This is a genomic window from Candidatus Njordibacter sp. Uisw_039 (assembly GCF_047730075.1).
Taxonomy (GTDB): Bacteria; Pseudomonadota; Gammaproteobacteria; order Pseudomonadales; family Balneatricaceae; genus Njordibacter.
The window spans coordinates 1,169,838-1,191,738 of record NZ_CP159831.1 but is presented as its reverse complement, the minus strand read 5'-3'; the positions used below and the strand labels follow the sequence as shown (position 1 = coordinate 1,191,738).

At 44.3% G+C, this 21,901-nt stretch carries 21 protein-coding genes; all 21 read right to left on the bottom strand.

The genetic code is table 11. The features are described 5' to 3' along the window. Nucleotides 1–14: 14 nt before the first annotated feature. The 21 genes from ligA to ABXT70_RS05545 all read right to left on the bottom strand — a co-directional run bounded on the left by ligA (nucleotide 15) and on the right by ABXT70_RS05545 (nucleotide 21,833). On the bottom strand, nucleotides 15–2,099 hold the full coding sequence (ligA, locus tag ABXT70_RS05645; RefSeq protein ID WP_443642198.1) for an NAD-dependent DNA ligase LigA: 2,085 nt from the start codon (nucleotides 2,097–2,099) through the stop codon (nucleotides 15–17). Between the two features lie 24 nt (nucleotides 2,100–2,123). After that, entirely contained in the window at nucleotides 2,124–3,533 is a 1,410-nt protein-coding gene (zipA, locus tag ABXT70_RS05640; RefSeq protein ID WP_443642197.1) for a cell division protein ZipA, read from the bottom strand. A 178-nt stretch (nucleotides 3,534–3,711) separates the two neighbouring features. Then, a complete protein-coding gene (gene smc / locus ABXT70_RS05635) occupies nucleotides 3,712–7,230 on the bottom strand; it encodes a chromosome segregation protein SMC (protein WP_443642196.1) in 3,519 nt (1,172 codons plus the stop codon). A 68-nt stretch (nucleotides 7,231–7,298) separates the two neighbouring features. Next, nucleotides 7,299–8,516 (bottom strand): c-type cytochrome biogenesis protein CcmI, encoded by a 1,218-nt coding sequence (gene ccmI, locus ABXT70_RS05630; RefSeq protein ID WP_443642195.1) that lies wholly within the window; start codon nucleotides 8,514–8,516, stop codon nucleotides 7,299–7,301. A 3-nt stretch (nucleotides 8,517–8,519) separates the two neighbouring features. Further along, nucleotides 8,520–8,999 carry a cytochrome c-type biogenesis protein gene (locus tag ABXT70_RS05625; RefSeq protein WP_443642194.1) on the bottom strand — a complete coding sequence of 160 codons (480 nt, stop codon included), beginning with the start codon at nucleotides 8,997–8,999 and terminating at the stop codon, nucleotides 8,520–8,522. After that, nucleotides 8,999–9,547 (bottom strand): DsbE family thiol:disulfide interchange protein, encoded by a 549-nt coding sequence (locus ABXT70_RS05620; protein WP_443642193.1) that lies wholly within the window; start codon nucleotides 9,545–9,547, stop codon nucleotides 8,999–9,001. Before ABXT70_RS05620 ends, ABXT70_RS05625 begins: the two co-directional genes overlap by 1 nt. Next, the gene (locus tag ABXT70_RS05615) at nucleotides 9,544–11,499 is read right to left on the bottom strand and encodes a heme lyase CcmF/NrfE family subunit (protein ID WP_443642192.1); all 1,956 of its coding nucleotides are present in this window, start codon (nucleotides 11,497–11,499) and stop codon (nucleotides 9,544–9,546) included. Before ABXT70_RS05615 ends, ABXT70_RS05620 begins: the two co-directional genes overlap by 4 nt. Then, entirely contained in the window at nucleotides 11,496–11,993 is a 498-nt protein-coding gene (gene ccmE / locus ABXT70_RS05610; RefSeq protein ID WP_443642483.1) for a cytochrome c maturation protein CcmE, read from the bottom strand. The genes ABXT70_RS05615 and ccmE overlap by 4 nt, the downstream gene beginning before the upstream one ends. A 23-nt stretch (nucleotides 11,994–12,016) precedes the next feature. Continuing rightward, on the bottom strand, nucleotides 12,017–12,187 hold the full coding sequence (ccmD, locus tag ABXT70_RS05605; protein ID WP_443642191.1) for a heme exporter protein CcmD: 171 nt from the start codon (nucleotides 12,185–12,187) through the stop codon (nucleotides 12,017–12,019). A 2-nt stretch (nucleotides 12,188–12,189) separates the two neighbouring features. Beyond that, nucleotides 12,190–12,954 (bottom strand): heme ABC transporter permease, encoded by a 765-nt coding sequence (locus ABXT70_RS05600; protein ID WP_443642190.1) that lies wholly within the window; start codon nucleotides 12,952–12,954, stop codon nucleotides 12,190–12,192. 42 nt (nucleotides 12,955–12,996) lie between these two features. Then, nucleotides 12,997–13,656, bottom strand: a complete 660-nt coding sequence (gene ccmB / locus ABXT70_RS05595) for a heme exporter protein CcmB (protein ID WP_443642189.1) — start codon at nucleotides 13,654–13,656, stop codon at nucleotides 12,997–12,999. A gap of 35 nt (nucleotides 13,657–13,691) precedes the next feature. Next, nucleotides 13,692–14,315: a cytochrome c biogenesis heme-transporting ATPase CcmA gene (gene ccmA / locus ABXT70_RS05590; RefSeq protein WP_443642188.1), complete on the bottom strand. Its 624-nt coding sequence runs from the start codon at nucleotides 14,313–14,315 to the stop codon at nucleotides 13,692–13,694. Nucleotides 14,316–14,386: 71 nt separating this feature from the next. Then, nucleotides 14,387–14,842 carry a hypothetical protein gene (locus ABXT70_RS05585; protein ID WP_443642187.1) on the bottom strand — a complete coding sequence of 152 codons (456 nt, stop codon included), beginning with the start codon at nucleotides 14,840–14,842 and terminating at the stop codon, nucleotides 14,387–14,389. Beyond that, the gene (locus tag ABXT70_RS05580) at nucleotides 14,842–15,636 is read right to left on the bottom strand and encodes a ParA family protein (RefSeq protein WP_443642186.1); all 795 of its coding nucleotides are present in this window, start codon (nucleotides 15,634–15,636) and stop codon (nucleotides 14,842–14,844) included. Before ABXT70_RS05580 ends, ABXT70_RS05585 begins: the two co-directional genes overlap by 1 nt. Further along, nucleotides 15,636–16,718: a protein-glutamate methylesterase/protein-glutamine glutaminase gene (locus ABXT70_RS05575; RefSeq protein WP_443642185.1), complete on the bottom strand. Its 1,083-nt coding sequence runs from the start codon at nucleotides 16,716–16,718 to the stop codon at nucleotides 15,636–15,638. The genes ABXT70_RS05580 and ABXT70_RS05575 overlap by 1 nt, the downstream gene beginning before the upstream one ends. Nucleotides 16,719–16,736: 18 nt before the next feature. Beyond that, a complete protein-coding gene (gene cheD / locus ABXT70_RS05570) occupies nucleotides 16,737–17,375 on the bottom strand; it encodes a chemoreceptor glutamine deamidase CheD (protein WP_443642184.1) in 639 nt (212 codons plus the stop codon). Then, nucleotides 17,372–18,232 carry a CheR family methyltransferase gene (locus tag ABXT70_RS05565; protein ID WP_443642183.1) on the bottom strand — a complete coding sequence of 287 codons (861 nt, stop codon included), beginning with the start codon at nucleotides 18,230–18,232 and terminating at the stop codon, nucleotides 17,372–17,374. Before ABXT70_RS05565 ends, cheD begins: the two co-directional genes overlap by 4 nt. Before the next feature lie 38 nt (nucleotides 18,233–18,270). Continuing rightward, entirely contained in the window at nucleotides 18,271–18,801 is a 531-nt protein-coding gene (locus ABXT70_RS05560) for a chemotaxis protein CheW (RefSeq protein WP_443642182.1), read from the bottom strand. A 10-nt stretch (nucleotides 18,802–18,811) separates the two neighbouring features. Next, nucleotides 18,812–21,040 (bottom strand): chemotaxis protein CheA, encoded by a 2,229-nt coding sequence (locus tag ABXT70_RS05555; protein WP_443642181.1) that lies wholly within the window; start codon nucleotides 21,038–21,040, stop codon nucleotides 18,812–18,814. A 75-nt stretch (nucleotides 21,041–21,115) separates the two neighbouring features. After that, nucleotides 21,116–21,478, bottom strand: a complete 363-nt coding sequence (locus ABXT70_RS05550; protein ID WP_443642180.1) for a response regulator — start codon at nucleotides 21,476–21,478, stop codon at nucleotides 21,116–21,118. Nucleotides 21,479–21,560: 82 nt separating this feature from the next. After that, the gene (locus ABXT70_RS05545) at nucleotides 21,561–21,833 is read right to left on the bottom strand and encodes an STAS domain-containing protein (protein WP_443642179.1); all 273 of its coding nucleotides are present in this window, start codon (nucleotides 21,831–21,833) and stop codon (nucleotides 21,561–21,563) included. Nucleotides 21,834–21,901 lie beyond the last annotated feature (68 nt).

Below are 21,901 nucleotides of genomic sequence, written 5' to 3'. Positions count from 1 at the left end.
ATGTTATGCATTACCTACTCAACAACCTGGTTAAACTTGGACACTTGTTCTAGGGCATTGGCAACCAAACTAAGGGCTTGAGACTCATCAAGTACCGTCACTTGTAGATCTTGAGCCTTAATTAGTTTAGACCCTGCTTTCTCTCCCGCCACAAGGTAGTCCGTTTTCTTTGATACACTTGACGCCACCTTCGCTCCCAACTCTTGTAATTGGGATTTTAGCTCATCTCGCGATAAGCTAGATAGAGTGCCAGTAACGACAAAAGAAAACCCTTTAAAAGGTAAGTTTTGTTGGTGAGATTGCACTTCCACAGGATCAAATTCGGGCCAATGCACACCCGCACGTTGCAGTTCATCAATTATTGTAAGGGTATCATGGTCGGCAAAAAAGTGAAGGATACGGTTAGCCACAATAGGACCAACATCTTCAACCGCCAGTAAACTTTCAATATCGGCCACTTTAATGTTTGTTAGGCGACCATAGTGCATGGCTAAGCTGCGAGCCGTAGCCTCACCAACTTCACGAATACCTAAACTAAACAAAAATTTAGCCAAACTTGTAGATTTACTTTTATGCAAAGCAGATAACAGGTTGCTGGCAGATTTTTCCCCCATGCGTTCCATCGCCGCTAAGACGGCATGGTCCAAAGCATATAAATCTGCAACATGTTTTATTTTACCTGTTTCGACTAAAGCTTGAACTTGTTTTTCACCTAAACCATCAATGTCCATGGCTTTACGAGACACAAAGTGTTTTATTGCCTGCACAATTTGAGCACCACAACTTAAACCGTTAACACACCTTAGCGCAGCTTCACCTTCTTCCCGCTCTACGGGGCCTTCGCATATAGGGCACGTTGTGGGGGTCTGTATCGCTTCCGCTGAAGCTGGTCGACGCTCCAATACCACCTGTACAACTTTAGGAATCACATCGCCAGCGCGCCTTACAATAACCGTATCGCCTAAATGCAGGTCTAAGCGCTGTATTTCGTCCATGTTATGTAAGGTAGCATTACTTACGGTGACTCCACCCACAAACACTGGTTCTAGCCTAGCTACGGGAGTAACAGCGCCTGTTCGCCCAACCTGAAAATCAACTTTTAATAAGCCGGTCATTTCTTCTTGCGCAGGAAATTTATGAGCGATTGCCCAGCGAGGCGCCCGAGCCACAAAACCTAAACGTTCCTGTAGCTCTAATTGATCAACTTTAAACACAATGCCATCAATTTCGTAGGCCAAATGAGTGCGCCTGGATGCCAGCGTTTGGTAATAGTCTAAACAGGCTTCAATACCTTGCACACGTCGCATTTCTGCATTGATCTTGAAACCCCACACTTGCAGTTGGTGAAGAATATCGAAGTGTTGCTGCGGTAAAGTATTGTCATCACTGACCAACCCTATGCTATAGGCACATAGCTCCAACGGCCTTTGTGCAGTAATTTTACTATCTAGCTGCCTTAAGCTTCCAGCCGCCGTATTTCGTGGGTTTACGTAAGTCTTTAAGCCTTTTGCAGCTAGCTTTGTATTGAGGGCCTCAAACCCAGCACTGGGCATATACACTTCACCGCGGACTTCTAGAGTTGCAGGCCAGCCTTTACCTAACAGACATAGGGGCACCGAATCTAAAGTACGCATATTTTGAGTAATGTCTTCTCCACGACTGCCATCACCACGCGTTGCTGCAGTTACTAATAATCCATTTTCGTAAGTAAGGCTTACGGCAATGCCATCAAGCTTAGGCTCACAGGCATAAATGATGGGGTCTTCTATGGCTCTGTCAGAATGCTTACTTAAGCGCTCCCTCACACGGCGATCAAATTCTCGTAAATCATCGCCATCAAAGGCGTTATCTAGAGACAGCATTGGTAAGGCATGGGTGACTTGCTGAAAACCTTCTAGGGGCTTATCTCCTACTCTTTGACTAGGAGAATCTGCTGTCACCCATTGCGGATGAACACTCTCTATAACTAACAGTTGTTGCATAAGCCGATCATATTCGGCATCGGGAATGCTGGGGTCATCCAGTATGTAGTAGCTGTGGTTATGTTGGCGTAGTTGGTCTTTAATGGCGTCTAGATGCGCCATAGCGGTATTTAGCATTGTTCACTTCAGACTAGTAGTAAGTTAAAGCTGCGCACGGCGAGTCATATTACGTCGTTCAAATTCACGAATTTGCTGGCGGCAATGTTCAATCGTTTGTGGACGCATCACACTGCGCTTTTCATCAAGCACCTCACCACTAAGATTAGCAGCTAAACACTGTGCAGTTTCAAGCATATAGTCAAACGCCTGCATATTATCTTGAGCCGTTGGCAAAGTTAAAAAGAACACCACTCCAGGAGTGTGTAAGTGATCCATTCCCGTTAGATTGAAGGTCCCAGGTTCCATCATATTAGCCATACTGAATTGGGTTTTGCCTAGCCTTAGGCCATCTTCAAAGCGATGGAAAATATCCATTTCGCCGTGAACGAGGCCACATGCTTCAACCAGCTTAAGTAACTGAGGGCCGTAAAAACCCTGACTGTCGTTGGCTGTAACCAGGATGCTGATGACTTGTTCGACAACGAGTATATTATTTCTAGATCGTTCTTCTACAGTTGCATGCTCAATAGCTTTCTGCGCTGCTAAACGCTTTCGGCTTAGCAGTTTTTTACCAAAGGTCATAGAAGTTACTTTGGCTATCTTTGTTGAGAGGCTTTCATCTTGGCTGTGTTGTGCCGAGTATTCAGCACCGCTTGCAGCTAAATCTTCTTCGCCTAGGTCTTCGATTCCCGTGTCGCTAAACAAAATATCGTCACTGGTTTCAAGCAGCTCGTGGGCTACATAGTTTTTAACAGTAACTGATACTGTGAGATCCTGTTCTGCAAACAAATCACTTTGCACCATTGAGTTAGTTTCTACCAATTCATGCACAGGTCGAGTAGGGTCAAAGTCTAGTGCAAGCATTGCATGCTCTGCTGCAACATCAGAAAATATACCGCCAGCGTTAAATGTTGTTGTTAAGGCTTTAATTTCTTCAGCACTTAAGCTAACTGGCGTAGAGTCAAGGATAAATACTTCTTCATTGGAGACAACATCAAGGGTATCTAGCATTCGGTCAGCGTCATGATCTAATTCATCATGCTTAACAACCGCAGCATCAGTATCATCCAACTCTTCAACTAGATGATTAACTGCTGCAACCTCTAGCACGAGGTCTGCTTCTTCAAATTGCTTATCTGGCACTGATTCAACTATTAGATCCTCAACCGCTAGATCTTCTATTACAAGCGCCATGGGTTCTAGATCAACGTACAATTCAACTTCTACATTGTGATCGTTGTTAATGACTGTGGTTATAGATTCATCACCAACACTGCGTGCTCCACCATTTGGTAGTTCGCTGGTGTATTTTTCTTGAGGTAGGCCACACAAACTTTCGTCTATATCTATCTTTAACGCTGCATGACTTACAAACATACGCCGCAAACCATCGATTACTATGGCAGTAACAGTTAAACCAGCAAACACCAGTAACCACGTTGTTAACATCATAAGATAGTTGATCTTTAAAAAAATTATTATTATGGTGCCGCAAAGCAGCTAAACCAATAGATTTAGACTATACCCCCAAAATAATAGATATAAAACCTTTAGGCGTTGTTTTTATAGACATATTTAATTATATACAGGTTAAATTTGATAAATTCGCAAATAAAGACTAATTCAACCCTTATAATGGCAACATTTCTTCTGTCATGTTGATTGCCTGCGCCACATCCACGGTTACAACTCGCGACACGCCTGCTTCTTGCATGGTGACACCTAATAACTGAGTCGCCATTTCCATAGCGATTTTGTTATGGCTAATATAAATAAACTGCACCTGGGCTGACATTTCTTTAACTAGCCGCGCATATCGCTCCACGTTAGCATCATCAAGAGGGGCATCTACTTCATCTAACATACAAAAAGGAGACGGGTTAAGCTGAAAAATAGAAAAAACTAAAGCGATTGCAGTTAAGGCTTTCTCTCCACCTGACAGCAGATGAATACTGCTATTTCTTTTGCCTGGCGGCTGCGCCATGATGGTGACACCCGTTGTAAGCATATCCTCGTCGGTAAGTTCTAGGTAAGCGCGCCCACCACCAAAAACTTTTGGAAATAATACATTTAAACTCTCATTTACCGTATCAAAAGTTTGCTTAAATCGTGCTCGAGTTTCTTTATCAATTTTATAAATAGCTTGCTCTAAACTATCCAATGCTTCAATTAATTCATCGTGCTGATGATCAAGAAATGTTTTACGTTCTTGTTGCAGTTTATATTCTTCAATAGCTACTAGGTTAATTGCCCCTAATCTCTTAATACGACTTTGGCACTGTTCCAGTAAATGACTTAATTGCAGTTGATTAATTGCCTCAGGTAGGATTTCAGCAAGCTTTTCTACCAGTACATTTTGCTCCATCATCGATTGTTTAATATGATCGGAGTTTACTTCTAACTCACGCTCAATTAAACGCTGATCTTGCAGCAGCGCATCGCTTTGCTGAATGTCATGTTCTTGCTTTTGTTGCTGTTGTTCAAGCTGACGTATTAACTGCTCCACCTGATTAATAGCATGCCGCCGCTGCTCCATGGCAGTCTCTGCATTTAACCTAAGGATCAGCAAAGCATCTAACTGATCGGTAAGGCTTTGCGCAGTATCATCTTCAGGGTGTTGTTGGTTGCCCCCCCTAGACTGAATTTCGGCTTGTTTATCCCGCCACTGGGTACGCTGCTCATGCAATCGCTCCACAGATCGTCTCAAACTAGTAATTTGCGCCAACACACTGTCCATTCGCGCCTGCACTTGAATCACTAGTTGTTGTTTGTGATTGAATTCGAGTTTTGCTTGGCCCAGCTGAGTTTCAATGGTTTCTTTTTTTGCCTCTAATTCTGGTATATTCAACTGTGCACTTTCCAACACCAACTGGTGCTCACTCAATTCCTCTTGCAGCAATGCCATCTCTTCGTCTAAGTGCTGCAAGCGCTGAATTTGTTCTTCGATACGGTGCCGTAAATTTTGTTGTTGCAACAGGCCTTGTTGACTTTGTAGCTGCAATAACGCCAATGCTTGTTGATGTTGTTGGTACTGGTTTTGGCCAAGCTGCCATGTTTGACGCATTTGGCTTAACACCTGTTCTGCTTCCAAGGCGCCTTCTCGTGCTTGTGTTAGCTTTGCTTGCGTATCTTGCTGAAGCGAGCGTAATGCCTCTTGTTGTGCAGCTAAAGCTTGAACCTGGTGCTTACGCCCTAACACTCCAGTAGTACTACCTTCTCTTGGGGGAGTACGAACCCAACCATGTCCCAGCCATAGACCGTCAGGTAAAACCACGCTGCCATAGACTGGCAAACTAGCCAATAGATTTTTAGCTTCATGGCAATCGTTCGCTATGTGCACTTGCCCTAACAAACCCTCTAAGCCAATAGGCACATCTACCTTATCAAGCAAAGTTGGGTAAGCGGTCATTGCAGCTGCAGGCTGTCCATCCAGGTGAGGCACCAACAATGTTAAACCTCTAACATCAGACAACTGGTCAAGGCTTTGATCAGGCAATTGAGCCAACAAATATCCTCCCAGCCAGTCTTGCAATACATGCTCTGTGGCTGCTTCCCACCCAAAGTCCACCTGCATAGTATCAATAAGCTTCTGACTCGCTTCTGCATGCCACCCCAGTGGTAACTCGGCTGCACCTTGTTCAGCTTCTTTTAGCAATAACTGCAAGGATGAGAGCTGACCTGCTAACATGCCCAACTCCTGCACTTGTCCGTCTAGCTGTTCCTGCTGCTCACGTTCCTGCTGCCTTAAGACTAACAGCTTCTGTTCCAAGGTTGACAGCTGCTCAGTCAAAAGATGTTGCTGTTGCTGTTGCTGCTCGACCTGCGCATCTAACAGGTCCATTTCTTCATTACTTGGAAGACTCAAGCCGTCCAACTCCGTTTCGCTTGCTTGCCGATCTTTTTGCACTTGGGCAGCTTGTTGCTGTTGATGTTGCAACCCCGTTATAGCCACTTCGATAATTCGTTTTAAGTTAGCTTGTTCAACACTTTTTTGCTGCCATAGCAGTTGCCAATTTTCACGATGTTCTTCCTTTTCTTGCAAGCTGGTCTCTGCTTCAAACAACTGTTCAGAGGCTAATTCAGAGTCTAATGCAAGCTGATCTTGCTGTTGGCTTAGGTGATTGAGTTCTTTACCATCTGTAGCACATGCTTCTTCGATACGGCTCAATTGCTGCTGCGCCTCAGACGCATCAGCCTGCCAACGTTGCTGTTGCTGTTGGTTGTGCTCTATGCTTTGTTCCAAGCGCGCAATGTCTGCACCCAAACTATAAAACTCACCTTGTTGCTGGGTGAAGTTTTCATTAAGCAGCGCCAAGTCGTCTTTTTGTACATCTAATTGCGCTAAACGGGTACCCTGTTCACTCCGTTGCAAAACAATTTGATCTTTAATACGGCCCATGCCAATACGCTGGTCTAATAACTTTTCTCGTAACTCCCGCCATTGCAGCGTCGCCAGCTGAGACTTATGTTGACGTTCGTTTTGTTTTAATTCTGTGTATTGCTCTGCTGCTGCTGCTTGCTGCTTGAGGGTCTCTAATTGGCGGCCAAGTTCTTCTCTAATATCTTGCAAGCGTGCTAAATTTTCTCTGCTGCGGCTGATGCGATTAGAGGTATCACGTCGACGTTCTTTATAACGCGAAATACCAGCCGCCTCCTCAATGTAGATGCGCAATTCTTCAGGACGTGATTCTATCAAGCGAGAGATCATGCCCTGCTCGATGATTGAATAGCTACGGGGACCTAAACCTGTGCCCAAGAACAACTCCGTAACGTCTCTTCGACGGCACTTTTGACCATTCAAAAAATAGGTAGATTGCCCTTCACGGGTTACCTTTCGCCGAATGGAGACTTCGTTGTAGCTGGCAAATTCACCAGCCAAGGTACGATCGTGGTTATCGAATACTAGCTCAATAGTGGCTTGGCCAACAGGTTGCCGACTAGAGGAACCGTTAAAAATAACATCCGTCGCATTTTCTCCACGCAGGTTTTTGGCGGAGCTTTCTCCCATCACCCAACGCACAGCATCGATGATATTAGATTTTCCACAGCCATTGGGGCCAACAATAGCACACAGGTTGCCTGGCAAGTGGACCTTAGTGGGATCAACAAATGATTTAAAACCAGCTAATTTGATGCTCTTTAGGCGCATCTATGGGCTCTCTAACTTGATGCTATTTAGGCGCATCTATGGACTCTGTTATTATTGTGGGTGGTAGGTTACTTCAGTATTTGATCTATGGTCAAATAAACTGTTTTATCTTCTGCAATGGTCACAACAAGGGTTTGACTGACCAAGTCTCCAGGCTTTTGGCCCGGCACTCCCGCCATAGCAATGTGTGCACTAAGGTTTAAGGTTTGATAATCAGCCAAGCGGGTGCCCTTTTGAAGCGCCATAGCATCAGTTAACAGTACATCTAGCGGTAGGTTGCCAGGGTTTAGTTTGGTTGCAAATAGTGGCATTGCTCTTTCAGCCTGTTTGGCATATACAAATAGCACAGCTTGCTGTGACCCAGGTATCGATAACCCGTTGGCTAAGGACACCTTTATGGGCAAGGCCACACCTAGGCCCTGACTTGGGTCTTCAGTAAGCATTTGCTGTGCACTATCGATGCCAGCTTGAAGTGAGGCTTTACCCTGACCCTCGCCTGCCCTAGGCAACGCACGCTGCCAAAATTGTATGGCTGCATCATAGCTTTCGTTCTCAAAGGCTTGAATGCCTAGCAAACTCAAAGCCGAGACATCCTTAGGGTCCTGCGCCATAGCTTCAGCTATAGCTTGGTTAACCAGCTGACTAAATTCGCCTTCGTCAAAAAACAAAGCCTGGGCATATTGACCAAGTAACGCAGAATGCTGACGGCTTCCAGTCTGCACGTAGTTTAACGCCTGCTCAAATGCAGCAATACCTAAAGCGGTTTGTTCCGCTTGCATGTAACTATTGGCCAATAAATACCAACCTTCTGGATTATTTGGTCGCTGTTCCAACTCACCCTCAAGACTGCTAATTAAAGGCGGCAATGACGTTGCAGACGCAGTAATTGATCGGGTATTTTGCAAGTTAAAACTCTGTTCCAAGCTGCTATAGGCTCCAAGCTGAAAGTAAGTCAGCAATCCAGCAACAGGGATCACTAATGCGACCAACAATAATAATAAACCACCCGCATTGTTAGGGGAGCTCAAGGGTAATGCGGAGTCTGATGTTTCTAACAATAGAGTACGCTGCATTTCAGCTAAACCTTGATCGTAGTCACTACGATTGATCTGTGCAGATGCAAGCTCTTGCTCTAGTTCCATTTGTTTAACGCGATAGAGCTCTACCACAGCGTCATTTCTATTGTTAGATACGGCCGAGGTTGGCAAAGGCCGCCACCAAGCCCACAGTACAAAGCCACTTGTCAGGCACAGTAAAAGAGCAATAGCAGCCCAAAGTTCAATCATTATTTAATCCCTACTTGGAGGCTGGTTATCGGCTAGAAGTTGATCCAATTGTTGTTGTTCCGAAGGTGTTAACATGGCACCTTGGTTGTGGGTTTTACGACCAAAAAACCATAGCGCCCATAAGCCAATAAGCACCATGCCAAATGGCATAAGCCAAAGCACCATTGTGGCTTTGTTAAACGGTGGGTCATACAAGATAAATTCACCATAACGCTGCACCATAAACTCAGTAATCTGGCGATCAGTTTGGCCTGTATTAATTAACTTTTGTACTTGTGCACGAAGGTCTTTAGCAATTATCGAATCTGAATCAGCTAAATTTTGATTTTGACATTTTGGACAACGCAAGACCGTGGTTAAGTCCACAAATCGTTGAGCCATTTCTGGTTCTGCAAATTCGTATGATTTAATATCTGCTTGGGCCAATGGCAATACAGCACTCGCCAAACAGAACAACATACTCGCTAAAGCAGCCTTAAACATCAGTTTGTTGCCTCGAGCAATTTGAGGTACTTACTGCGCAATGGCGGCCAAGTGCGCTCATTTAGTTCACCAGTTAGTTTATCAATCACCACGCCTTGTGCATCAATTAAGTAAGTTTCTGGTGCACCTACCACTCCAAGGTCAATGCCCAGGACACCTTTCGGATCAGATACAGAAAATACGTAAGGGTTACCTAATTCTTTTAACCATTGTTGTGCGGCAGTAAGCTGGTCGTGGTAATTAACCCCAAAAATCCTTACTTTTTCTTGTTTAGCAATACCAACCAAAAACTCATGCTCAGCACGACATGTGGGGCACCAAGTGGCCCATACATTGATTAGTGCTGGCTGACCAAGCATGTCAACTTGAGTGACATTTTTATTTGGCAACATTAGTGTTGGGGCATTAAATGCTGGAAGTGACTGGCCAATCAAACTTGATTCAATGTTATTAGGATCTTTGCCAATGCCTTGGTACAAGAACAAGCCTAGCGCAAAGGCCATTAGCATCGGTGACACAATCAATAATCGCTTAATTGTTGTGGTCATTGTGGAACTCCCTCAATTGGTAATTTTCTTCGCCGATAACGTTTATCCCATACGGCTAGCAATCCACCTAATGCCATCATAAGTGCACCAAGCCAAATTAGCCGAATCATAGGCTTTATATGCAAACGCATCGCCCAGGCACCATCAGCCAGCGGCTCTCCCATAGCCACATAGATATCGCGGTTTAGGGCTGGGTCTATCGCCGCTTCTGTCATGGTTTGACCTCGGCTAGTATATGTCCGTTTTTGGGGTAACAAATTAGCAACCACCTGATCATCTCTAACCACCTTCACTTGGCCCTCAAGGGCTATATAATTTGGACCTGTAACATTTTGAACACCTTCAAAGGTAAAGTGATATTGACCAAGAGTTGCTTGATCACCGATGGCCATACGTAAGTCTTTTTGTACCGAGTAATGGCTTACAACGGCAATCCCCAAGGCGGTGACACCGATGCCAACATGGGCCAATAACATGCCATAATAACCAGGATTTAATTGCCGCAAACCTCGCCACCACGTCTGGTGCCGCAACCTCCTTCTCAGATCCACCCAGGAAGCTAATAACAGCCACGCCAGTAGTGCTGCGGCTAACGCTGTTGAGGGATTAAATGTGCCGTTATAAGCATATGGAAATACAATTCCCAGCACCATCGCTATAAGCGCTGGCGAGCGTAATAATCGCCATAACTCATTAGGATTTATTCGTTTCCATTTAGAGCCCAAGCCTAAACCCATTGCAACAATCAGTAACACCATTAAAGGTACAAAAGCCGCATTGAAATAAGGTGGACCTACAGAAATTTTTCCACCACCCATAGCATCCAGGAATAAGGGATAGAGTGTGCCAAGCAACACCGTTAACGCAGCAATTACCAGTATTACATTGTTCGATAACAAAAATGTTTCACGGGACCAAAAGCGATAACCCACTCGGCTCTCTACAGTAGTGGCACGTAGAGCAAACAGCAATAAGGATCCACCCACTGTGATGGCCAGTAATACTAATACAAAGTAGCCACGATCTGGATCTGATGCAAACGCATGTACCGAGGTGAGCACACCTGAGCGCACCAAAAATGTACCCAACAAACTCAAACTAAAGGCTAGAATAGCCAGCAATAATGTCCAATTTTTGAACAATCCTCGTTTTTCTGAAACTGCCAAAGAGTGTAATAAAGCCGTGCCTACCAACCATGGCATAAACGAAGCATTCTCAACAGGATCCCAAAACCACCAACCACCCCAGCCGAGTTCATAGTATGCCCACCAACTCCCTAGAGCGATGCCTGCTGTTAAAAATGCCCATGCTACACTTGTCCATGGTCGCGACCACCGCACCCACGCTGCATCATAGTGGCCGTCTAAAAGAGCGGCTATAGCGAACGCAAAGGCCACAGAAAAGCCAACATACCCCATATACAGCATGGGTGGATGAACAATGAGACCAAAATCCTGTAACAAAGGATTTAAGTCTGCGCCTTGCAGGGCTGCTTCTGGCAATAAACGCCAAAAAGGGTTACTGGTGAGCAGGGTGAAGGAGATAAAACCCACACCTATCATACCCATCACCGCCAGAACGCGAGCCTGCATAGTCAAAGGTAAAGTTTTGCTCAGTAGACTTACCGCCATAGTCCACATACCAAGGATTACCACCCAAAGTAATAATGAGCCTTCATGACCTCCCCAAACCGCACTCATTTTATATTGCATGGGTAACGCGGTATTTGAATTCTCAGCCACATAACGCACACTAAAATCATCTTGGGCAAAGGCAATCATCAACATAGCAAAGGCAATAAGTAACATGACACCAAGACCCACGGCCAGAGGTTTAGCACTAAGCATAAGACGCGTTTGGCCAGTATATGAGCCTAGCATAGGCAAAAATCCTAAGCTCATTGCTAAAAATAAGGCCAGTATTAGGGCCACATTTCCAATTTCTGGAATCATTCGGAGTCCTCTTTTATAGCTTGAGTAGTTGCTGACTGAGGCTGTGCTTTCGTTGTCACTAAACTCGCAGACTGAGCCTCATTTAATGCTTGAATCACTTCTGGTGGCATGTAGTTTTCATCATGTTTGGCTAATACTTCGTCGGCTAAAAAAACACCATCATCATTGAGTTTACCTTGGGCTACAATGCCTTGGCCTTCGCGGAACAGGTCCGGCAATATCCCTGTATAGTCTACCTCAACATCTTCCACAAAATCAGTAATAATGAAGCGAACTTTTAAACTGTCTGGGGCACGCACTAAACTGCCCTCTCTTACCATTCCACCAGCCCTGATACGCTGATGTGCAGGTGCCTTACCTTGAACCATATCCGAGGGAGAGAAAAACAGATTTATATTCTGTGACAGTGCATAAAGCACCAAGCCTACAATCACACCCACACCCAACAACAGCCCGAGGATGAGTAGCAGCTTATTACGTCTTTTAGGGTGCATCAACATGGTTGTTTGCCTTTCAATTACTGGTTACGTCGGACGAGGGCTTTAGCTTGTTTCAGCGCCTTCAAATTTTGGCTTCGCGCATGCCATATGTTTATGCCTAATAGGGCAACAAATAGCCCATAACAAGACCAAACGTAAGGCCCATGCCCTGCCATGTTCAATAACGCATCTAAAGATTCAAAATACATAATTATGCTCCAGTGATATCTCGGTGCTGAGCCAGCCAACTTGTACCACTTTGAGTTTGTAATATTTGCGTCCGAGTGCGCATCAAAACTACTAACGCGAACAGACAGTAACTACCTAACACAGTTAACAATAAGGGCAAATACATATCGGCAGGCATACTTGGCTTTGAGGTTAAAGTAAAACTAGAGCTTTGATGCAGAGTGTTCCACCATTCCACAGAATATTTGATTATAGGGATATTGATGGTACCCACAATGGCCAATATGGCCGTGGCTTTGCCAGCAACTTGACGCTCGCTTATGGCTTGATTTAACGCCATTACCCCGGCGTACAGAAAAAGTAGCACTAAGGTAGAGGTTAGACGTGCGTCCCAAACCCAATACGCTCCCCAGGTTGGTTTACCCCAAATCGCACCCGTTAATAAGGCAATTATGGTGAAAGTTGCACCAATAGCTATACAACTGCGGGCAACCATAAAGGCTAGTTTCATCTTCCAAATAAGGCCGATTGCACCAGCAACAGCCATGCCTAAAAATATAGACTGTGACAAAATAGCCGCTGGCACATGCACATACATAATACGAAAACTGTTACCTTGCTGATAATCTGCTGGTGCATAGGCCAAACCCCACACCACACCCCACGTCAGCAGCACAAACGCCACAACTGCAAACCATGGCTGCAAGATACCCCCAAAGTCATAAAACCACTTAGGTGAACCCATCTGATGGAACCAACGGGGCATGCGCCATATAGACTGAGTCATAAATACCATCTCTTTAAATATATTTTTTTTCATTGCTTTATTTTATAGCTTTAAAGCCGAGCCTGCTGCCCAAGGCGTTATCATTAACGCAAATACAAACATAGCGGCTAATAAGGCGATGTAGCCATCTACTGCCATGCCCTGTGCCGCAGCAGCTACACTAGAAGAGCCAAAAATAATCACTGGCACATACAAAGGTAAAATAAGCAACGTGAGCAACATACCACCGCCCCTCACTCCAGTAACTAATGCAGCACCTATAGCGCCTAACAAACTAAGGGTTGGGGTGCCTAAAAGTAGGCTTAACATCAAAGCAGGTACAGCATGGGTTGGTAAAAACAACATAGTTGCAATTAAGGGTGATATTAATATTAAAGGTAACCCGCTCACCAACCAATGTACAAACACCTTGGCAAGAACCAAGGTCCAACTAGGATATGGGGCTAACAACAACTGTTCCAAGCTACCATCGTCATGATCCAGCTTAAATAACAATTCCAAAGATAATAGTGTCGCTAACATTGCCGCCACCCAAATCACGCCAGCTGCGACTTCAGATAAGAGTGAAGCTTCGGGGCTAACACCTAAAGGAAACAGCGCTACCACCAACACAAAAAACACCAGTGGGTTAATCATTTCTGCAGGCTGTCTAGCAACCAGTAATATGTCACGACGCACGATTGCCAACATAAATTTGATCATGTTAAAGGCCTATCTTCGCTGTAGGGACATTTGGATTATAACGGAGCATATTGACTCAAGTCTAAAATCTTAACTTGCGGCAAGCTTATTTCTTGATGACTGGTCATCAATACTGCACCACCTGCAAGGGTATGTTGGTTTAACCAATCCTGCTCGTCAACTATGCCTTGTTGATCAATTGATGTAAAAGGTTCGTCCAGCAACCATATATTGCCTTTACAAAGGTGCAACCGAGCTAAAGCCACTCTACGTTTCTGACCCGCCGATAGTTGCGCAACGGTATTCTCTTCGTAACCCCTTAGTCCTACTTTTTCTAGGGCAGCATATCGTTGCTGCTGTGTTGACGACCCATCTAACCCTGCTAACCAAGATAAATTTTCATCAGCTGTGAGCTGTTCTTTGAGACCCAATTTGTGGCCAATGTAAATCACCTTGGTCGCATGCCTAGGGTATAGCACCTTACCTGTATCCACTGGATGCAGGCCTGCAAGCTGGCGTAATAAGGTGGTTTTTCCTGCACCATTGCGACCTTTAATATGCCACAATTCTCCGGCCTTAACGGCGAAATTAAGGCCGCTATACAAAACTCTTAAATCCCTTTCACAAGCTAAATCGTCGGTACACAAAAGATGGAATATGGCAGAAGACGGAAAGGACACTAATCGCTAACTCATTTATATTAGGGAGAGTTATTATATCTGTTTGAGAGGAAAATGCGAATAAAGTTAAGCTACACAATAACCAACGTATAACGCACACCATTGTAATTCTGCCATTCCTCATTTCCCGTCGAATGTACTGGGCCAACAATAAGATCTACCAACACAGATTGCTGGGTTTGTTTGAGTTTAAGACTGTGGCCCCGCCAACTGCTTAGGTCATATGGCACTGCCGAAACGGTTAGGAATGCTCTCAAATCCAATAACACTTGGTCGCTATGTTTTTCGCCTTGCCAATGGGCACCACCCATTGCAATTAAAGGGCCGCATATGGCCTGCATACCCGATAAGTCTGCCAATGGCAGCAACAGGTCTTGCTCACCCACCTTAACCTGTAAACAGGCCTGGGGTTCGAGTGAGGGGATTAACCCTTCATCACTATTACACTCATCATCATGGGTAGCATCTGAGGGCATTAATAGCCCAGACAAGTAGTCCATGAGAACAGAATCATTTTCCTTTACCATTAATTCTCTCGCGACCATTGGGGTATTTGCTGTCGCTTTCGCTGCAACTGCGTAAGTAATAAATCATAGGCCTGAACACCACGGGCTAAATGGTTATACTCGCTGGGCACCTTGCCAGCCGAACTGGCATTACGGAATTGTGTATCAATGGGAATGAGTGCATGGGAGACTCGCTCACCAAATTCTGCCCGAATGATACGTAAACTCTGGATTGATGATTTAGTGCGACGATCGTACATGGTTGGCAGCACTAGCGCTTGCAATTGTTGGTGGCGTGTCTTTAATACTAAATCTAAACTTTTAGACATCCGCATCAAGCCCTTAATAGCAAGAAACTCAGTTTGAACCGGCATCAACAATAGTTCACATGCTGCTAGCGCATTAATCATAGCCACACCCAAAATTGGTGGACTATCAATAAGCACATAATCAAAGGTGGATTTTACTTGAACCAAGGCTTGCTGAATTATTAGACCCATACCTCCCAACTGCCCCGCTTGGCGTTCAAGGGCAGCCATGCGGCTACTGGCGGGAAGCAGGGTGAGATTATGCAGGTTAGTAGTAATAAAGAGCGCGGCAACTTCTTGCTGTGGGTTAACAAACAAATCGTAAACAGAGTTATTTATGGTATCTGGATCTAACCCAAAATAACTAGTAAGGGAACCATGAGGGTCCAGATCGACCACCAAAACCTGATGGCCTTGCTGGGCTAGAAGCCCAGCTAAAGTAACGACAGTAGTAGTTTTTCCTACCCCACCCTTTTGGTTAGCTACGGCCCATACTTGCATAGTCATTAAAATCCAGTACGTGGCTTTGGTAAACTACACAAATCCAGTATTTTTTGAGAAATTTTTGACAAAGGCAGTTCAAATTGAACTGCACCCATTTGCTTAGCTGCCCTAGGCATGCCAAAAACCACGCTAGAAGCTTCGTCCTGACCCACAGTTTGGCAACCAGCCTCACGCATCCGTAATAAACCTTTAGCACCGTCGGCGCCCATGCCAGTCAAGATAACACCTATCGCAAGGCTACCGACTTCCTTAACTACAGAATCAAACAATACATCCACCGACGGCCTATGCCTGTTAACTTTTCCCGTATGCAAAATTCTACAAATATAACCACGGCCCCGACGACGAACGGTTAAATGAAAATTTCCCGGTGCCAAATAAGCATGTCCGGGCAATATTTCGCTGCCATCTATGGCTTCCATTACCGTCATTGCAGACACTTCGTTTAGGCGTCGTGCCAAAGAGGTACTGAAGGTTGGTGGAATATGCTGAGCTATAACAACAGGAGGTGAATCAGCTGGCATAACAGACAATATTTGGTTTAGTGCTTCAGTTCCACCTGTAGAAGAACCTATCGCAATAATACTACCTGCTTTGACGACACCTGGATTAACTGGCTTTTTTAGTTGCTTACTATCGTCATCTGCTCTAACAAGCAAACTACTTTGAGCCAATGCATTAACATTAGCCAATGAAGCCATTTGCACTTTTTCTATCACTAGCATAGAAAACTTATCGATACCCCAGTCTTCTTGTAGGGTAGATTTAGCTACATAATCGAACGCACCCAATTCTAATGATTTGAGTGTGGCCGTAGCACCTTTTTCGGTAAGGGTGGAGACCATTACCACGGGCATCGGGCGCAAACGCATCAAATTGCGTAAAAAAGTAATGCCATTCATTTTTGGCATCTCAATATCGAGCGTTAACACATCTGGGTTGAGTCGCTTTATTTGGTCACGCGCCTCATAAGGATCTTCGGCTGTGCCAACCACTTCCATTCGTAGATCGCCATTTATTATGTCCGTCAGTAACTTTCGCATTAGTGCCGAGTCATCAATAACTAATACTGATATCAACTTCAAGAGTTAACTCTCCAACTGCTAAAAAAGGATAATGTCACCATCACGAGGCACCTTCTTAATATCTTGTAAATACGCAGCTTCACGACGCACAACTGTTGCTTGGTTAGTGCTGTGTAGTTTGCGCACTTTTACCTTACCTGTGTGAGGAAAGTAGAGCAACTTTCGAGGAAATCGATCGCCTACGTCATGAGCAGCTACCGCAATGCCCTCTTGGTGTAAAAAATTAAATACAAAATCAATATTGCGCTTGCCAATATCTATGGTCATTCTATCTAGCACTTTACCGCCACCAAATAACTTTACTTCCAAATCTCTTTTATTACCACCGTACTTCAGGATTTCATTAATCAGTACTTCCATCGCCCAGTTACCATACCGGGCTGCGGTTCCACCTAAGTCCAACATCGACACACCAGCCCCAATTTGCGGCAGCATAAAATGGTTCATACCGCCGACATTAGTTTTGGGGTTACGTATACAGGCCGAAACACATGATCCCAACACGGTCGTGATCATTTCATCTTTTCCAGAAACGTAAACTTCACCAGGCATCAACTTCGCTGATGAAATCGCCATGGCGTTATCCCAGTATCGCGTAATACCTTCAAAGCCTTTTAGGGCCAACGGCAGATCGCGGGGCTGGCCTGGCCCTGTCATTTAACTTTCCTGTATACGGTGTGGCCAACAGAGGTAAAACGATCCGACAGCTTATACATGCTTTCAGAGTGGCCGATCACTAAATAACCTCCTGGAACTAACATATCGGCAAACCGGTCAAACAGTAATTTTTGCGTGGGCTTATCGAAATAAATGACCACATTGCGACAAAAAATCATGTCGAACAGTCCTGACATAGGCCAACTCTGCAACAGATTAAGCGGTTTAAAAAAAATCGTGCGACGTAGACTTTTTTTTACCTGAACTTCATTTTTCCCATCAGTTGCTAGTTTGTCAAAATGTTGTGAAACTAGTTTCGAGCTAAGGCCACTAACACGGTCCCAGGCGTAGACCCCTGCTTTACCTTGAGCCACTACATTAGTATCTATGTCCGTCGCCAGTATTTTTGTATCCCACTGGCTGGGTATTTGGTTGCTTAGGGTTATGGCAATCGAATAAGCTTCTTCACCCGTAGAACAGCCCGCTGACCAGATCCTTAGTTTTTTCCTATTTGTACCAGACTTCCACTCATCAATCGCAGTGTTTTTAATAAAGTCAAAATGATGAGACTCACGAAAGAAGGACGTTAAGTTGGTCGTAATAGCATTAACAAAGTGTGTAAATTCAGCACTTTCTTGTTGCAGGGTCATGGTTAAATAATCATCAAATCCATGACAACCAGTTTTTCGAATACGCCTAGAAATACGGCTGTACACCATGTCTTCTTTAATATTTTTTAATACGATACCTGAGTGTTTATAAATCACTTCACTTATGGTTGTGAAGTTCTTTTTTGACATTTGAAATTGACGGGCATTAGGGACCATTTTGGATGTTTCTTTAATAAGCTGATTCACAATAACCATCTTCCTTGATTGTGGCCAATAGCAGCAGGCTAAAGGTTATTTTCCAAGTACAATAATCGTTCGCTATCTAAAAGAATAACCATTTTCCCCTTAACTTCAGTCAATCCCTCGATAAACTCACGACTAACGCTTTGATTAACACTTGGAGGTGGTTGTTTATCTGTGGGTGATAGAGTAAAAACGTCTGACACCGAATCAACTACGATGCCCATAATACGATTGACCCTTTCAGTAGTGACTTTAAGCACAATTACTACGGTGTTTTCATCGTAGTTAGAGTCTGACAATTCAAACAGTATACGTAAGTCTATAACGGGCACGATGGCCCCCCGTAGGTTAATTACCCCACTAACATAAGCTGGTGCATTGGGGATAGGAGAGACATTACCCCAACCACGAATTTCCTGTACGTTAAGTATGTCTACGCCATACTCTTCATCTTGCATAAGAAAGGTGAGATATTGCAGCTGATTTTCAAAATTTTGTTCATTGGCATGATCTGCCAAAGAGGCCGTATGCTTTAATAAACTTTTTGTATCTTCTTGCTTGGCAGTGCCCATTAATATTCTCCTAAGCTGCTGCGTCAGTCATTTTTTTTGCGGCGGCAATATCATTACCCGCTAAACTGGACAAACCTACAGCATCTACGATCATTGCCACAGTACCGTCACCCAAGATAGTAGCGCCTGAAACACCCAGAACGCGTGTGTAATTATCTTCCAAACTCTTAATCACTACTTGTTGTTGCGCTAACAACTCATCAACCACAACGCCAATTTTTTGCCCTTCAGACTCAACCACAACAAGGAGGCTACCTTGCAGAGTCCGTATTTCTTGACGTAAACCAAATAGCCGATCTAAATGAAGAATTGGAATATACTCTTCACGCAAGCTATATACATCACTGCCACCGGCGACATTGCTCACCTTGTTTCCATCAATTTGCAAAGATTCACTAATGGACACGAGTGGAAAAATATAAGTTTGGTCAGCAACAGTCACTAACTGCCCATCCAAAATAGCTAAAGTCAAAGGCAAACGAATACGGAAAGTGCTACCCACTCCCATTTCTGTTGACACTTCTACAGAGCCGTTAAGTTCCTGAATGTTGCGTCGAACAACGTCCATACCCACTCCACGACCTGACAAATCGCTGACTTTTTCCACGGTTGAAAGCCCTGGAGAAAACAGAAGCTCTAACTTTTGTTCTTGAGTTAATTGGTCTGACTCGCCTACGAGACCATTTGTACGCGCCTTGGCCAACAATCGTTCCGTATCAATACCACCACCATCATCAGTCATTTCGATAACAATATTGCCGCCTTGATGAAAGGCATTTAATACAATGGTACCCATTTCCGGTTTGCCTGAGGCTCTGCGTTGTGCAGGCATCTCAATACCATGATCTAAAGCATTACGAATCAAATGAACCATAGGATCACTGATTTTTTCCATTACTGTTTTATCCAGTTCTGTATTTTCACCACTCAGTTCTAACTGAACCTGTTTGCCTAACTGGATGCTAATGTCCCTGACCATACGAGGCAAACGGTTGAAAGTAAAACTAATAGGCAACATACGAATACGCATTACACTGTCTTGCAGTTCTCGAGTATTTTGCTCAAGTTGCACCAAACCTTCACGTAAGTTGACAATATGTTCGTCAGTTATACCATCACCTGCAGAACCCATTTGGCCTAACATGGACTGGGTAATTACCAGTTCACCCACTAGATTAATTAGGCTATCGACTTTGTCGATACCCACGCGTATAGAGCTCGCTTCAACTTTAGTGGACTTTGCTTTGACTGGGGTTTTAGCTTGGTCAGTCACTGTCACAGGAGGGGGAGACTGATCGGTGGACTCGGGGGGGCTAGGTAGTTGCAAGTCATCCAAACTAGGTAACGGACCTGAGGGCATAACTAAACGTTGCCCAGAGGTGGCGGAATTTTTTACTTTGGAGTCGTTAGGCTGATCTTGGGACTGGCTAGAAACGGCAGCTATTGAATCTTCCAGTATAGGTGTGATGGACAATTCACATTCATCCTCAACCCACTCGAACACTTCTTCGACATCGTCAATTGCACAAGTTGTCAGCAGTTCTATAGTCCAGGACAAATAACAATTATCAGGCACCAATACTTGCAGTGGTGGTAATTCAGTGGCGTCTGCCGCGGTTTTTATCTCTCCTAGCGTCGCCAACTCTCGCAACATTCGTACCGGGTCATTACCGCCTTTAAGCATGTCTAGTTCGGGTTTAAAATAAATTTTAAAGCCAATTTGTTGCCTACTAGCACCACGTTCTCGTTCATCAAGGGCTGAATCGTCATTAGTTTCAATGGTTTCCCCAACCACTGGCTCACCAACACTGGTATCCATTTTCACTACTTTAGCACTATCAGCATAAGTGCCTCCATCTAAGACCGCCTGAAACACTCCAGCTAATTCATCGGCACGCTGCGTGTCCAGCTCTTGTTTTGATTTCAAGGCCTCCAGCAGCTCCCTTAAACAATCAACCGACTGTAAAAACAGCTCAATGCCATCTGCATCAAGAGCCTGATCGCCATCACGAATCTTATCCAGTAACGTTTCTAATATATGAGTAAATTCAGTAACTTGCACAAACCCAAAGGTACCGCTGCCGCCTTTTATGGAGTGGGCAGCACGAAAAATGGAATTAATTTGTTCGCTGTCCGGGTTATCCACATCCAACTCGAGCAGCGATGCTTCCATTAACTCGAGGCCTTCAAAGCTCTCCTCAAAGAAGACTGCATGAAATTGGCTGAGATCAATACTCATGTCATAACCCTTTTATGATCTAGATGTGGACGACTAAACCAGCTGTCTGAAGTCTGCCCTTAAAGCCAAAGTTGCTTAGCCAATTACTTTTTTGATAGTAGCAAGCAGTTTATCAGGGTTGAATGGCTTAACTACCCAACCTGTGGCTCCAGCACCTTTACCTGCCATTTTTTTGTCGCCAGATGTCTCCGTGGTCAACATTAAAATTGGCGTGTATTTGTAAGCTTCTAACTGACGTAGTTCTCTTACTAACTCGATACCATCCATCACCGGCATATTAACATCACTTAAAACCAGATCAAATGATGCTCCCTTGGCAAGGTCTAACGCTTGTTGGCCGTCAGCAGCTTCAACGACTTCATAACCAGCGCTTTGCAAGGTAAACACCACCATCTGGCGCATTGACGCAGAATCGTCTACTGCCAGTATTTTTGTCATCGATGTAACTCCATTATAAAATAAATTAACTTAAGCATCATCAAACCTAACATGCCATTAGTAGGTAATTAAAAACTCTACTTTAACCCAGTTCTTGGCTTAAGCCTGATACTCGGATTAACTCTTGAATAGTTTTTGGTACATTAAATAACGCCACGGCCACATTTTTTTCAGCACAGCTTCTTTTAAATGCCCATAACAGTTGCAAACCTGCGGCATCAACCCGCTCTAATTGAGAGGCATCGATCATCACTTCGTTATCGGCCAACCCTGCATCTGCAAGGCGTGCAGACCAAACACCAACTTGGGCGATAGTTAATTCCGTTTCCAACTGAATAGTTGCAGAGCTGCCCATAATATTTACCTATTCTAACTTATCAAACTGAACATTAACGACCCCTATAGGTGATAATCAATGGGTGA

Excerpts from the sequence above, each read along its gene's own strand:
- ABXT70_RS05560 (WP_443642182.1), bottom strand. The coding sequence starts at position 18,801 with ATGGGCACTGCCAAGCAAGAAGATACAAAAAGTTTATTAAAGCATACG.
- cheD (WP_443642184.1), bottom strand. The coding sequence starts at position 17,375 with ATGACAGGGCCAGGCCAGCCCCGCGATCTGCCGTTGGCCCTAAAAGGC.
- ABXT70_RS05600 (WP_443642190.1), bottom strand. The coding sequence starts at position 12,954 with ATGACTCAGTCTATATGGCGCATGCCCCGTTGGTTCCATCAGATGGGT.
- smc (WP_443642196.1), bottom strand. The coding sequence starts at position 7,230 with ATGCGCCTAAAGAGCATCAAATTAGCTGGTTTTAAATCATTTGTTGAT.
- ABXT70_RS05580 (WP_443642186.1), bottom strand. The coding sequence starts at position 15,636 with ATGACTATGCAAGTATGGGCCGTAGCTAACCAAAAGGGTGGGGTAGGA.
- ccmB (WP_443642189.1), bottom strand. The coding sequence starts at position 13,656 with ATGATCAAATTTATGTTGGCAATCGTGCGTCGTGACATATTACTGGTT.
- zipA (WP_443642197.1), bottom strand. The coding sequence starts at position 3,533 with ATGATGTTAACAACGTGGTTACTGGTGTTTGCTGGTTTAACTGTTACT.
- ccmD (WP_443642191.1), bottom strand. The coding sequence starts at position 12,187 with ATGTATTTTGAATCTTTAGATGCGTTATTGAACATGGCAGGGCATGGG.
- ABXT70_RS05625 (WP_443642194.1), bottom strand. The coding sequence starts at position 8,999 with ATGTTTAAGGCTGCTTTAGCGAGTATGTTGTTCTGTTTGGCGAGTGCT.
- ccmI (WP_443642195.1), bottom strand. The coding sequence starts at position 8,516 with ATGATTGAACTTTGGGCTGCTATTGCTCTTTTACTGTGCCTGACAAGT.
- ABXT70_RS05620 (WP_443642193.1), bottom strand. The coding sequence starts at position 9,547 with ATGACCACAACAATTAAGCGATTATTGATTGTGTCACCGATGCTAATG.
- ABXT70_RS05555 (WP_443642181.1), bottom strand. The coding sequence starts at position 21,040 with ATGAGTATTGATCTCAGCCAATTTCATGCAGTCTTCTTTGAGGAGAGC.
- ligA (WP_443642198.1), bottom strand. The coding sequence starts at position 2,099 with ATGCTAAATACCGCTATGGCGCATCTAGACGCCATTAAAGACCAACTA.
- ABXT70_RS05550 (WP_443642180.1), bottom strand. The coding sequence starts at position 21,478 with ATGACAAAAATACTGGCAGTAGACGATTCTGCGTCAATGCGCCAGATG.
- ABXT70_RS05545 (WP_443642179.1), bottom strand. The coding sequence starts at position 21,833 with ATGGGCAGCTCTGCAACTATTCAGTTGGAAACGGAATTAACTATCGCC.
- ABXT70_RS05615 (WP_443642192.1), bottom strand. The coding sequence starts at position 11,499 with ATGATTCCAGAAATTGGAAATGTGGCCCTAATACTGGCCTTATTTTTA.
- ccmE (WP_443642483.1), bottom strand. The coding sequence starts at position 11,993 with ATGCACCCTAAAAGACGTAATAAGCTGCTACTCATCCTCGGGCTGTTG.
- ABXT70_RS05585 (WP_443642187.1), bottom strand. The coding sequence starts at position 14,842 with ATGGTAAAGGAAAATGATTCTGTTCTCATGGACTACTTGTCTGGGCTA.